The sequence below is a fragment of the Pseudomonas sp. GW821-FHT07E12 genome, assembly GCF_058986605.1.
The window spans coordinates 1-12521 of record NZ_JBYSVX010000004.1 but is presented as its reverse complement, the minus strand read 5'-3'; the positions used below and the strand labels follow the sequence as shown (position 1 = coordinate 12521).

Genomic DNA, 12521 nt, shown 5'->3' with positions numbered 1-12521 from the left:
CTCCCGCCAGGGGGAGGGGGTGCGCTGAGCGGCGCCGACGGCCCGCGAGCATTACGCCTTCCTGCAATGGGAGAAGGCAGTTCACCGCATAATCCCCGCATGCACTCGGCCTATCAACGCAGACGCCTGCTGCTGACCCTGCTGGTGGTGATCGGCGGCATGCTGCTGGCCGCGATCAGCGCCGACCACCTGGTCGAACAACGCGCGCTGCAGGATGAAAGCACCACCGTGCGCCGCCAGCTCGACCTGTACGCGCAGGCGCTGCAACAACGCATCGATCGCTATCGCACGCTGCCGCAGATCCTGGCGCTGGACCCGGAGCTGCGCAACGCGGTGTCGGGCCCACTCGACGAGGCCGATGTCGCCCGGCTCAACCTCAAGCTGGAACGCGCCAACGCGGTCACCCAGTCCTCCACGCTGACCCTGATCAACCGCCACGGCATCGCAATAGCGGCAAGCAACTGGCGCGAACCGCGCAGCAATGTCGGTTGGGACTACAGCTTCCGTCCCTACGTGCAGCAGGCGCTGGCGCAGGGCAACGGCAGTTTCTACGGGATCGGCCTGACCACCAACGAGCCCGGCTATTTCCTGTCGCAGGCGATCCTCGACGACGACGGCACGGTGCGCGGCATCGTGGCGATCAAGATCGCGCTGGCCGCACTGGAACGCGAATGGCTGCAGACACCGGACGTCGTGCTGGCCTCGGACGCACATGGCGTGGTCTTCCTCGCCAGCCGCAGCGAATGGCGCTATCGCCTGCTGGCACCACTGAGCGAGCGCGACCGGCGCGAACTGGACGATACCCGCCAGTATTCGAATCAGGTCCTGCTGCCACTGCGCTACCAGATCCTCGAACAGACCTCCGACAACGGCCAGCTCGCGCGCGTGGACGAGCCGCCGCTGCCCGGACGTCTGCTCTGGCAGACCCTGGAGCTGTCGGAAAGCCATTGGCGCCTGCACCTGCTGCACGACACCCGTGCCAGCACCGCGGCCGGCCGTGGTGCCGCACTCACCGCCGCCGGGCTCTGGCTCGCGCTGTCGCTGCTGGTGCTGTACGTGCAGCAGCGGCGTCGGCTGGCCACGCTGCGCCAGCGCAGCCGCCAGGAGCTGGAAACGGTGCTGCAGCAGCACGCACGCGAACTGCGCACCGCCCAGGACGGCATCGTACAGGCCGCGCAACAGGCCGATACCGGCCTGAGCCGCAGCCTGGAGCACCTGCCGCAGGGCGTGGTGATCATCGACGCCGAACTCAATCTGGTGGCGTGGAACTCGCGCTATGTCGAGCTGTTCCGGTTTCCGCCGGAGCTGGTGCAGATCGGCCGTCCGATCGAGGAACTGTTCCGCTTCAACGCGCGCCGCGGCCTGCTCGGTCCCGGGCCGATCGAGGAGGCGATCCAGCGCCGCCTCAACCACCTGAGCAGCGGCAAGCCGCACATGCGCGAGAGCGAGAAGGACGACGGCACGGTGCTGGAAATCCGCGGTAATCCACTGCCCGATGGCGGTTTCGTCACCAGCTACGCCGACATCACCAGCTACAAGAACGCCGCACGTGAATTGCGTTCGCTGGCCGATGCGCTGGAACACCGTGTCGAAGAACGCACCCGCGACCTGGAAGCGGCCAAGCGTGAGGCCGAGGCCGCCAACCGCTACAAGACCCGCTTCGTCGCCTCCGCCGTGCACGACCTGCTGCAGCCGCTCAACGCCGCACGCATGTTCATCTCGGCGCTGCGCGGCCACCTGCACGATGACAGCAGCCGCCAGGTTGCAGACCACATCGACAACGCGCTCAGCGCGCAGGACGGGATCCTCAACAGCCTGCTCGACATCTCGCGAATGGAATCGGGCCAGTTGCAGACACGGGTGCGCGATTTCGCACTGCAACCGCTGCTGGACGCGCTGCTGCGCGAGTTCGGCATCATCGCCGAGAGCCACGGGCTGGTACTGGAAGGCGTACCGACGCGCGCAGTGGTGTACAGCGACGAAGCGCTGCTGCGGCGCATCCTGCAGAACTTCCTGTCCAACGCGATCCGCTACACCCCGCGTGGGCGACTGCTGCTCGGCTGCCGGCGCCAGGGCGACCAACTGCGGATCGAGGTGCACGACCAGGGACCGGGCATTCCCGACAGCCTGCAGCGCGAAATATTCGAGGAGTTCCGCCGCCTGGACGACGCGCGCGGCGACGATCGCGGTGCCGGGCTCGGGCTGGCGATCGTCGAGCGCATCGGACGCCTGCTGGATCACCCGATCGGCCTGCGCTCGCGGCTGGGCCGTGGCAGCGTGTTTTCAGTGAGCGTGCCACTGGGCGACGTGGAGACCGTGCAACGCGCCGAAGTCCCACCACCGGCGTTGGTCGACGCGAATGGCGACTCGCCACTGCACGGCTGCAACGTCTGGTGCATCGACGACGACCCACGCGTATGCGAAGCCACCCGCGCCCTGCTGGAGCGCTGGGGCTGCCAGGTCCGCTACGCCGGCGGCCCGCAGGACGCACTGGAACAAGCCTCTCCCGCCAACGCACCGCAGTTGCTGTTGCTGGACGTACGCATGGGCACACTCGAAGGCCCACAGGTCGCCGCCACACTGCGCGAACGCTGGGGTACCGCACCGGCGGTGATCCTGGTCACTGCCGAACGCGACGACGCGCTGCGTGCCTTGGCTGCGGGGAATGGCTGGGGTTTTCTGTCCAAACCGGTACGTCCGGCCGCATTGCGCGCATTGATGAGCCAGATACTGTTGCGGCATCCGGGGTAGTGGTGTTGCGTGGTGTTGTGGATGCGTCATTCCTGCAAAGCGCTTTCAGCGACCGGGGCACTTCGCGGGAATGACAAGCGACTATTTCTTGAGAGCGGCACGCCAGCCAGATCCCGGTTGATCGCATTGCGGTCTTGATTGCATCACCGTCCAGGGCGAAGTCGCTGGATCTTCGCCCCCCGGCCATCGGGCATAGCCCGATGGCGCTCAGCGCCACGCGAGCCAGTGGCTCGCAAGCAGTGGCACTTCGCCCCCGCCTTCGCGGGGACGACGGTAGAGAGAGGGCTGTTGCTGTTGCTGTTGCTGTTGCTCGTGATTTTGCTGTTGCTCTTCGCCTTTGATTTACCGGGGCCCCCATCCGCAGCGACGGAGCCAGCGGGAAAAACCCGAAGGGCGACGTGCATGGATGCACGTCGTTTTCTGCCGCGGCATGGATGCCGCGTCAGAAAATCCCGCTGGCGCAGTGGACCCGTAGCGCAGCGAAGGGCGCGAGGACTGGGGCGTGTTTCTTTGGGTTACGTTTCTTTGCACGAGCAAAGAAAGGTGACTCGCTCCGAAGGAGCGAAAGCCTTTGATCCTGATCTTGGCCGTAGCTTCAACCAGAAAATCGCAGCATCACCAGGAAAGCCCGTCGGGACTGAAGTCCCTCCCACAGACGCACAGGCAATCACGAGGTTACGGGTGAAGCTCCATCGCGGCTGAAGCCGCTCCTACAAGAGCGAGGACACCTTACCCCTCCCCCTCAGGCTCCAACCCCTTGACCAACACCGCCGCCTGCGTACGGCTATAGCAATCCAGCTTCTTGAGAATCGCCGTCACATGCACCTTGACCGTGTTCTCCGCCAACCCCAGCTCATGCGCAATCTGCTTGTTGAGCAACCCATCCGCCAGACACAACAGCACCCGGAACTGCTGCGGCGTCAGCTGCGCCAACTTGGCCGCAAGCTGCGCATCGGCCTCCGAGCGCTCCGCCGCCATCGGCGGAAACCAATTGCCACCATCCAGCACCGCCGCCACCGCCTCGCCGATCTGCTCGGCCGGCGCCGACTTGGGAATGAAACCGGCCGCACCGAACTGCTGCGCACGCCGGATCACGCGCGGATGGTCATTGGAGGAGATCACCACCACCGGAATATCCGGATGCTCGCCGCGCACGTGCAGCAGCGCTGAGAACCCGCGCGCACCCGGCATCGCAAGATCGAGCAGCACCAGCTCGGCGCCGGGATGGGCCTGTAGCGCGGCCCCCAGCGTGGCGGCGCTGGAAGCCTCCACCACCGTGGCATGCGGCAGGCTGCCGCGCAGCACATGGATCACCGCGGCGCGGAACAGCGGGTGGTCGTCGGCAACGATCAGGCAGGCATCGGACATAGCGGCAAGTCTGGCATATCGCCCGGCACCGTGGTCCGGGAAGGCCGCCACGCCCCCCCTGTGGGAGGGGCTTCAGCCCCGACAGGGCATGCCCGTGGAAAGCGCCCAAGGCCACCTGCCCCTCCTCCCGGAACGATCAGGGCGCGGCCGCCTGACGCACGCTGCTGCGCCACGCGTCGAGGAACTGCTGGCGCTTGAGCGCATCCAGGTACACCAGCAGACCCGGCCCCAGCGCGATCGGCCGGAACGGCGGCGCGGTGTGTGCCGGTGCCGACACGATCGGCGTCAGCCGCACCTCGCGTGCCAGCACCTGCTGGCCACGCGCCGACAGCAGGTAGTCGAGGAACCGCTGCGCCTCGGCCACGTGCTGCGCGCGGCGCGGGATCACCGCGGTGCGCAGCGCGACCAGCGTGTAGTCCTCCGGCTGCACGATCGCCAGCGGCGCGCCGGCGTCGATACGTGCCTGCGCATACGAGCCAAACACGTTGTAGGCCAGCAACAGCTCGCCACGCGCGACCTTGTCCAGCAACGCACCGGTGCGCTCCTCCAGCCGCACGTCGTTGTCGCCGAGCGCGGCCAGCAAGGCGCCGGCGATGCTGCCGAGCTGCGCGTCCTGGGTCGCGAACAGGTAGCCCACGCCACTGCGTTCGACATCGTAGGTGCCGACTTTCCCTCGCAATGGCATCGCCGGATCGCGCAACAGCGCCAGCAGCTCGCGGCGCGTGTGCGGCACCTGCGCGGCCGACAAGCGACGGGTGTTGTAGACAATCGCTACCGGCTCGTAGCTGATCGCGAAGATCTCGTGGCGCCAGCGTGCCCAGCCCGGCAACGCATCGGTCTGCGGCGAACGGTATTCGAGCGCATGGCCGTCGTTCACCAGCTTGGTCTGCAGATCCATGCTGGCGCTGATCAACAGATCCGCACCGACCGCACCGGCTGGCGGATGCAGGTAACGGTCGTACATGTCCCAGGCGATCACATCCTCGTAGACGACCTCGGTACCCGGATGCAGTCGCTGGTAATCGGCGACCACCGCGGCAAACACCTCGATGTCGGTCGAACCCTGGATGCGCAGTTGCGCGGTCGCGACGCCCTGCGCCGGAAAACGCCGCACGTCGCCGGGATTGGCCAATGCCGGCAGGCAACACAGCAGCAACAGGAGGGAAAGCCAACGCATGGTCATGCATGCACCCGGGGAAATCGCAGAGTGGCGACCAGCCCGCCACCAACACGATTGGAAAGATCGATGTGCCCGCCATGGCTTTCGACAATGCGCTTGACGATCGCAAGCCCCAGCCCGGCGCCGCCTGATGGCGCGTGCTCGCCACGCACGAAGCGCTCGAACACGCGCTCGGCATCGGCCGGTGCGATGCCCGGCCCGTGATCGGCCACGGTCAGCACGCACTCGCGTTCGTCGCTGCTCAGCGCCAGTTGCAGCGGTGCGCCACCGCCGTACTTGCAGGCGTTGTCGATCAGGTTCTTCAGTGCCTCGCGCAGCAGCAGCGCGTCGCCGCGCACCCGCGCCGGCTGCGGGTCGATCGCCAACTGCACGCGTGGCGCATCGCTGCTGCGCGGCACCGCCTCGTACAGTGCCTGATGCAGCAGTTCGGCCAGATCCACCGTTTCGAAGCGCGGCACCTGCGAGCGATGGATCGCGCTGGCATCGCTGAGCAACTGGTTGAGCAGGCGACTCATGTGGCTGGCGTTGCGCTCGATCGCCTCCAGGCTGCGGCGCAGCTCGCGCGGATCGTCCTCGTCGATCGCCAGCTGCGCCTGCGCGCGCAGCGCCGCCAGCGGCGTGCGCATCTGGTGCGCGGCCTCGGCCATGAACGCGCGCAGCGTCTCGTTGCTGCTGGCCAGGCGCTGCATGAAGCGATTCAACGCGCCGACCATGTGCGCCATCTCGCGCGGTGGTGCCACCGACAGCGGCTTGAGATCGGACGGCTCACGTCGCGACAGGTCGTTCTCGATCCGGCGCAGCGGCCGCAACGCGCGATGCACGCCGAGCCCGACCAAGGCCAGCGAGAGCAGCGACAGCACCGCGATCGCCGTCAGCGCATTGATCACCATCGTACGTGCCAATGCATCACGCGCCCGTCGGGTCTGGCCGACCTGCACACGGACTTCCGCCTGTCCCGCCGCCGACGAAACCGGTCGCGCCACCACGACGAAGCGCACGCGCTCGCCGCTGTAATCGGCATCGAACAACAGCGGCGCACTGCCGGGTATCGGCACCTGCGGCGTCGGCAGGTCGCCATAGCCGGTGATGGTGCGGCCCTGCGCGTCGTAGACGCGATAGAACACGCGGTCTTCCGGCGCCATCGACAGCAGGTCCAGCGCCGCGTAAGGCAGATCGACCTGCCACTGCCCGCCGGCCAGCGCGACGCTGTCCAGGATCGACAGCGCCGAGGACACCAGCAGGTGGTCGTAGGAGCGATTGGCAGCGCGCTGGCCGTACTCGCGCGCGCCGAAGAACAGCACCACCGCGCCAAGCACCGACAGCAGCCCGAGATACAGCCACAGGGTGCGGCGGATCGAGCCGCCGTCAGCCGGCTGATCCATCGCCCGCCTCCACGTCCACCGCTTCCAGCAGGTAGCCAGCACCGCGCACGGTGACGATACGCAGCGGCGCGTCCGCCAGTTTCTTGCGCAGCCGCCCCACGTACAGCTCGATCGCATTCGGCCCGGCCTCGTCGTCGAAACCGAACAGGCCGTTGCCGATCTCGTCCTTGCCGACCACCTGACCGAGCCGGCCGATCAGGATTTCCAGCAGGCGGTACTCGCGATTGGGCAGTTCCAGCGGTTCACCGTTCAAGCTGACCCGATGCGCGGCGTTGTCGAACTGGAACGCGCCGATCTGCACCACCTCGCTGGCCTGCCCGCGATTGCGCCGCAACAGCACCCGGCAGCGCGCCTCGAGCTCGCGGAAATCGAATGGCTTGCCGAGATAGTCATCGGCACCCACGTCCAGCGCCTGCACGCGATCCTCGATGCCATCGCGCGCGGTCAGCATCAGTACGGGCGTGGCATCACCGCGCTCACGCATGCCGGCCAGGATGCGCAGCCCATCCAGCCGCGGCAACCCGATATCGAGCACCACCAGATCGAAGCTCTGGTAGCGCAGCACACCGGCCGCCGCCAGGCCATCGCTCTGCCAGTCCACCGCATGCCCACTGCGACGCATGCGCCGCACGATCGCATCGGCGAGGTCGGAGTTGTCTTCGACTAGGAGCAAGCGCATGAGCCGGTAATGGGGAATGGGGAATGGGGAATGGTAAAGGCAAGCCAGTTGGTGCTCCCGCTTTTCCGATTCTCTATTCCCCATTCCCTATTCCCGCCGCATTGACAGGTCAATGACAGCTTCCACCGCCTAGTCTGCCTGCACCCGCCGGTGCATGCCGTTGCGGCTCGAACACAACGCGCCATCACGCGCACCTGGGAGGGTACGTGCACGAATTCACACTGCGCCAGCGCGGTTCGCTGGCCTGCGCGCTGGCGCTTGTCGTCGGCACCGCCACGGCGGCCGAATCGGCCGACGGCAATGTCACCGCGAACCTCGGTGGTCGTCTTCACTGGGACTTCGCCCACTTCGACAACGACGATCGCGGCACGCCGAACCGCAACGACAGCGAGATCCGCCGGCTGTGGATCGACGTGTCCGGCAAGTTCTACGGCTTCGGCTACAAGATCGAGGGCGATTTCGCCGGCCTGCAGGACGATTTCAACAACAAGGGCATCGAGGCCAAGGATGTCTACATCACCCGTGCCTTCGGCAACGCCGGCACGTTGAGCATCGGCCAGTTCAAGCAGTACTTCACGCTGGATGACCGCACCGGCTCCAACTACGGCCAGTTCCTAGAACGCAGCGGCGCAGCCAGCACGCTGGCGCCGCTGTATCGCAAGGCGGTGTCATGGCAGGCGGCGGGCAAGGACTACACCTGGGCGGCCAGCATCTACAGCCTGGAAAGCATCGATGTGTCGAACGTCAAGGGCGATGCGTTCGGCGGCCGCGCGACCTGGGCGCCGGGCGCCACCGATGGCGACGTGCTGCACCTGGGCCTGTCACTGGCACAGGAACACTACGACCATCCTGGCAGCGGCGATGCGGCGGCGCTGAGCATCCGCCCGCGTCCGGCCGGGCACCTCTCCGACAACAGCCGCGTCACCCTGGCGCGCTTTGCAGACGGCCGCGACACCGATGTGGACAAGTGGTCGCTGGAGTACGCGCAGGTGCGCGGCCCGCTGTCCTGGCAGAGCGAATACAGCGGCGGCGTGTTCGACGATGGCGCGCAACGCGCGACCGTGCAGTCCGCCTATGGTTTCGTCAGCTGGTTCGTCACCGGCGAATCGCGTGCCTACGACCGCAAGACCGGGCGCTTCACCCGGGTCAAGGCGCTGAACCACGAGGCTGGCGCGTTCGAACTGGCGCTGCGTTACGACCGCATGTGGGGCAAGCAGCACCGCATCGGCGGCGCGGACCTGATCGATGCCTCGACCGCCTCATGGACGCTCGGCGCGAACTGGTACCTCAAGCCGAACCTGCGGCTGATGCTGGACCTGATCGACAGCCGCAACCGCGACCATCTCGCCGGCACCACGCTCGACCATACGCGCGCGGTCACCGGGCGCTTTCACTACGACTTCTGATGGTCCCGATTCCCTTGTGGGAGGGACTTCAGTCCCGACAGGGCTTTCCCGAAAAGCGTCGGGACTGAAGTCCCTCCCACAGAAAAGCTCCTCTCCCGAAAGCTCCTCTCCCGGGAGCCCGCACAGAAATCCCCACTCTCCCCCGCACTACCAAGGAACTCCCATGCTGACCGTGCTCGGCTTCGGAATGGTCATCACCTTCATGTACCTGATCATGAGCAAGCGGCTGTCGCCGCTGGTCGCGTTGATCGTGGTGCCGATTGCATTCGCGCTGGCTGGCGGTTTCGGTACCGGCATCAACGAGATGATGCTCGAAGGCATCAAGAAGATCGCGCCGACCGGCGTGATGCTGATGTTCGCGATCCTCTACTTCGGCGTGATGATCGATGCGGGTCTGTTCGATCCGCTGGTGCGGCGGATCCTGCGCCTGGTCAAGGGCGATCCGATGAAGATCGTAATGGGCACCGCGTTGCTGGCGCTGCTGATCTCGCTCGATGGCGACGGCTCGACCACCTACATGATCACGGTCTCGGCGATGCTGCCGCTGTATCGCCGGCTCGGCATGAATGCGTTGAACATGACCTGCGTGACCATCCTCGCCGGCGGTGTGATGAACCTGACGCCGTGGGGCGGACCGACCGCGCGTGCCGCCACCGCGCTGCATGTCGATCCAGCCGACGTGTTCATTCCGCTGGTGCCGGCGATGGCGCTGGCGATCGCGGGCATCCTGCTGCTGGCGTGGTACCTGGGCCTGAAGGAGCGCGCACGCCTGGGCGTGGTGCATCTGCCCGGCGACAACTGGATGGACGCCAGCGTGTCCGACGATGGCGATGCACTGCCGCGTGTGGAAGATACCGAGGACACCAAGCGGCCGAAGCTGCTGTGGGTGAACTTCGCGCTGACCGTGGCGCTGATGGCCGGACTGGTGATCGGCATCATGCCGATGCCGGTGCTGTTCATGATCGGCTTCGCGCTGGCGCTGGTGATCAACTATCCGAACCTGGCCGAACAGCGCCGTCGTCTGGTCAATCATTCCGGCAACGTGCTGGCGGTGGTATCGCTGATCTTCGCCGCCGGTGTCTTCACCGGCATCCTCTCCAACACCGGCATGGTCGATGCGATGTCACGCAGCTTCCTGGCGGTGATTCCGGAGAGCTGGGGGCCGTACCTGGCGGTGATCACCGCGATCGCCAGTATGCCGTTCACCTTCTTCATGTCCAACGACGCGTTTTACTTCGGCGTGCTGCCGATCCTGTCCGAAGCCGCCAGCCACTACGGCATCACCCCGGTGGAAATGGCCCGCGCCTCGCTGGCCGGCCAGCCGGTGCATCTGCTCAGCCCGCTGGTGCCATCCACCTACCTGCTGTGCGGCCTGGCCAAGGTCGATTTCGCCGACCACCAGCGCTTTACGTTGAAGTGGGCGGTGTTGATTTCGTTGCTGCTGCTTGCGGGCAGTCTGTTGTTTGGCCTGTTTCCACTGGCGCGCTGAGTGAAGCGCGGGAATGGGGAATCAAAAGAGCGGTTCCCGCCTTACCCATTCCCTGTTCCCCATTCCCAACTCCGAAGGAGCCCCCATGACCCTCCGCATCGCTTACGTCACCAGCGGCACGGGCAGCATCGGCACTGCGATCTGCCAGAAGCTCGCCCGTAGCGGCCACACCGTGGTCGCCGGCTGCGGCCCCAACTCACCACGCAAGGCCGCGTGGTTGCGCGAACAGCGCGAGCTGGGCTTCGACTTCGTCGCCTCGGAAGGCAATGCTGCCGATTGGGATTCCACCGTCGCCGCCTTCGACAAGGTGCGTGCCGAGGTCGGCGAGATCGACGTGCTGGTCAACAACGCCGGTGGCAGCCGCGACATGCTGTTCCGGCAGATGAACCGCGAAGACTGGCAGGCGGTGATCGCCAGCAACCTCGACTCGCTGTTCAACATCACCAAACAAGTAATCGACGGCATGGCCACACGCGGCTGGGGACGGATCGTCAACATCGGTTCGGTCAGCGCGCACAAGGGCCAGATCGGCCAGGTCAACTACGCTACCGCCAAGGCGGCGATGCACGGCTTCACCCGCGCGCTCGCACAGGAAGTGGCGATGCGCGGCGTCACCGTCAACACCGTCACCCCCGGCTACATCGCCAGCGCCTCGATCAGCAGCTTCCCGCCGGATGTGCTCGACCGGCTTGCCAGCTCGGTGCCGGTACGCCGGCTCGGCAAGGCCGAGGAAGTGGCCGGCCTGTGCGCGTGGCTGGTCTCGGACGAGGCCGCCTACGTGACCGGCGCGGATTACGCCGTCAACGGCGGGCTCTACATGGGTTGAACTGCTGCGACGCGCCGTAGCCTGCGTGCGCGTCGAGGTTAGACTTGCGGCTTCCGTCGCCGTCGAGTTCCCATGCCGAAGAAGTCCGCCAGCGCCCGTCCCGGTGCACGTCCGCAGATGGCCGACATCGCGCGCATGGCCGGCGTCTCCGAATCCACGGTCTCGCGTGCGCTCGCCGACAATCCGCTGGTCGCCGAGCGTACCCGCGCCTACATCAAGCAGTTGGCCGCCGACGCCGGCTATCAGGTCGATCCCGCCGCGAGCAGCCTGCGCTCGCGGCGCTCCAACACGATCTGCGTGGCGGTGCCGTTGATGCACGCGCACGAACAGCCGCTGTCGGACCCGTTCATGATGACGATGCTGGCGCTGCTGGCCGAGGAACTGACCGGGCGTGGCTACAGCATGCTGCTGTCCAAGGTCGACCGGCATCAGGATCATTGGGTCGAGCAACTCGCACGCAGCAGCCGTGCCGACGGGCTGATCATGCTCGGCCAGAGTTCCGAGCACGATGCGATGGACGCCGCCGCACGCGAAGGCTGGCCGATGGTGGTCTGGGGCAGCCGCATCGACGGCCAGGCCTACGCCAGCGTCGGCAGCGACAACCGCGGCGGTGGCGAACTGGCCACCGCACACCTGATCGAAGCCGGCCGCCGCCGCATCGCCTTCCTGGGCGACGAGCAACTACCGGAGGTGGCACCGCGCTTCGCCGGCTACCGCGCCATGCTCGACCAGCACCAATTGCCATTCGACCCACGCCTGCACGCTCGCAGCCACTTCGTCAGCGAAGACGCCTACCGGCTGACCCGCGCGATGCTGAAGAAAGCCGACCCACCCGACGGCATATTCGCCGCCTCGGACCTGATCGCACTCGGCGCGATCCGCGCCCTCACCGAAGCCGGCCTGCGCGTACCGCAGGACGTCTCGCTGGTCGGCTTCGACGACCTCACCCTGGCCGGCTACAGCCAACCGTCCCTGACCACGATCCGTCAGGATCTCAACATGGCCGCCCGGCTACTGGTCGACCATCTATTGAAGCTGCTGGCTGGCGAGAAAGTCGAATCGATTGAAATGCCGGTGCAGCTGGTGGTGCGCGAGTCCGCGTAGGAGCGGATGTCGGCAGGGCAGGCTGTTTTCCTTCCTCCACTTGCGGGGGAAAGGACTATGGCGATCTGATCGAAAAGTCACTGGGTCCCCGTCTACGCGGGGACGACGGTAGAGAGATCGCCGCAACCGAGACGATTGCGGCGGCGGCTCTAGCTCCCGCTTCTGCCGTTGCCGTTGCCGTTGCCGTTGCCGTTGCCCGTGATTTTGACTTGGCTGTTGGCTTCTCCGGGGCCCCCATCTGCAGCGACGGAGCCAGCGAGGAAAAACCCCGCAGGGGCGACGTGCATGGATGCACGTCGTTTTCTGCCGCGGCATGGATGCCGCGTCAGAAAATCC

The 12521-nt window shown here is 66.4% G+C and carries 10 protein-coding genes; 5 read left to right on the top strand and 5 right to left on the bottom strand.

From position 1 onward, the window contains the following. The first annotated feature begins 99 nt into the window (after positions 1 to 99). Positions 100 to 2751 carry a hybrid sensor histidine kinase/response regulator gene (locus AC3WJE_RS03970; protein WP_493729476.1) on the top strand — a complete coding sequence of 884 codons (2652 nt, stop codon included), beginning with the start codon at positions 100 to 102 and terminating at the stop codon, positions 2749 to 2751. A 729-nt stretch (positions 2752 to 3480) separates the two neighbouring features. On the opposite strand, the gene AC3WJE_RS03965 is transcribed toward AC3WJE_RS03970, so the two are convergent. The 4 genes from AC3WJE_RS03965 to AC3WJE_RS03950 form a co-directional block, all read right to left on the bottom strand. Continuing rightward, on the bottom strand, positions 3481 to 4119 hold the full coding sequence (locus AC3WJE_RS03965; protein WP_493729475.1) for a LuxR C-terminal-related transcriptional regulator: 639 nt from the start codon (positions 4117 to 4119) through the stop codon (positions 3481 to 3483). A 136-nt stretch (positions 4120 to 4255) separates the two neighbouring features. Next, positions 4256 to 5296: an ABC transporter substrate-binding protein gene (locus AC3WJE_RS03960; RefSeq protein ID WP_493729474.1), complete on the bottom strand. Its 1041-nt coding sequence runs from the start codon at positions 5294 to 5296 to the stop codon at positions 4256 to 4258. Positions 5297 to 5298: 2 nt separating this feature from the next. Beyond that, positions 5299 to 6681 (bottom strand): sensor histidine kinase N-terminal domain-containing protein, encoded by a 1383-nt coding sequence (locus tag AC3WJE_RS03955; RefSeq protein WP_493729473.1) that lies wholly within the window; start codon positions 6679 to 6681, stop codon positions 5299 to 5301. Then, a complete protein-coding gene (locus tag AC3WJE_RS03950; RefSeq protein WP_493729472.1) occupies positions 6665 to 7360 on the bottom strand; it encodes a response regulator in 696 nt (231 codons plus the stop codon). Before AC3WJE_RS03950 ends, AC3WJE_RS03955 begins: the two co-directional genes overlap by 17 nt. Positions 7361 to 7566: 206 nt before the next feature. Here AC3WJE_RS03950 and AC3WJE_RS03945 point away from each other — a divergent pair, with 206 nt between their 5' ends. From AC3WJE_RS03945 to AC3WJE_RS03930, 4 genes are all read left to right on the top strand, one after another. Then, positions 7567 to 8766 (top strand): OprO/OprP family phosphate-selective porin, encoded by a 1200-nt coding sequence (locus AC3WJE_RS03945; RefSeq protein WP_493729471.1) that lies wholly within the window; start codon positions 7567 to 7569, stop codon positions 8764 to 8766. Positions 8767 to 8929: 163 nt separating this feature from the next. Next, the gene (locus tag AC3WJE_RS03940) at positions 8930 to 10255 is read left to right on the top strand and encodes a CitMHS family transporter (protein WP_493729470.1); all 1326 of its coding nucleotides are present in this window, start codon (positions 8930 to 8932) and stop codon (positions 10253 to 10255) included. 85 nt (positions 10256 to 10340) lie between these two features. After that, complete coding sequence (phbB, locus tag AC3WJE_RS03935; RefSeq protein ID WP_493729469.1) at positions 10341 to 11081, top strand: acetoacetyl-CoA reductase; 741 nt, start codon at positions 10341 to 10343, stop codon at positions 11079 to 11081. A gap of 72 nt (positions 11082 to 11153) precedes the next feature. Beyond that, a complete protein-coding gene (locus AC3WJE_RS03930; protein WP_493729468.1) occupies positions 11154 to 12185 on the top strand; it encodes a LacI family DNA-binding transcriptional regulator in 1032 nt (343 codons plus the stop codon). Between the two features lie 149 nt (positions 12186 to 12334). Here AC3WJE_RS03930 and AC3WJE_RS03925 read toward each other — a convergent pair. Next, the coding region (locus tag AC3WJE_RS03925; protein ID WP_493729467.1) for a hypothetical protein at positions 12335 to 12521 on the bottom strand (187 nt) is incomplete at its 5' end.

What these genes read in the sequence shown, in the direction of transcription:
- AC3WJE_RS03965 (WP_493729475.1), bottom strand. Translation starts at nt 4,119, where the DNA reads ATGTCCGATGCCTGCCTGATCGTTGCCGACGACCACCCGCTGTTCCGC.
- phbB (WP_493729469.1), top strand. Translation starts at nt 10,341, where the DNA reads ATGACCCTCCGCATCGCTTACGTCACCAGCGGCACGGGCAGCATCGGC.
- AC3WJE_RS03955 (WP_493729473.1), bottom strand. Translation starts at nt 6,681, where the DNA reads ATGGATCAGCCGGCTGACGGCGGCTCGATCCGCCGCACCCTGTGGCTG.
- AC3WJE_RS03930 (WP_493729468.1), top strand. Translation starts at nt 11,154, where the DNA reads ATGCCGAAGAAGTCCGCCAGCGCCCGTCCCGGTGCACGTCCGCAGATG.
- AC3WJE_RS03960 (WP_493729474.1), bottom strand. Translation starts at nt 5,296, where the DNA reads ATGCGTTGGCTTTCCCTCCTGTTGCTGCTGTGTTGCCTGCCGGCATTG.
- AC3WJE_RS03950 (WP_493729472.1), bottom strand. Translation starts at nt 7,360, where the DNA reads ATGCGCTTGCTCCTAGTCGAAGACAACTCCGACCTCGCCGATGCGATC.
- AC3WJE_RS03970 (WP_493729476.1), top strand. Translation starts at nt 100, where the DNA reads ATGCACTCGGCCTATCAACGCAGACGCCTGCTGCTGACCCTGCTGGTG.
- AC3WJE_RS03940 (WP_493729470.1), top strand. Translation starts at nt 8,930, where the DNA reads ATGCTGACCGTGCTCGGCTTCGGAATGGTCATCACCTTCATGTACCTG.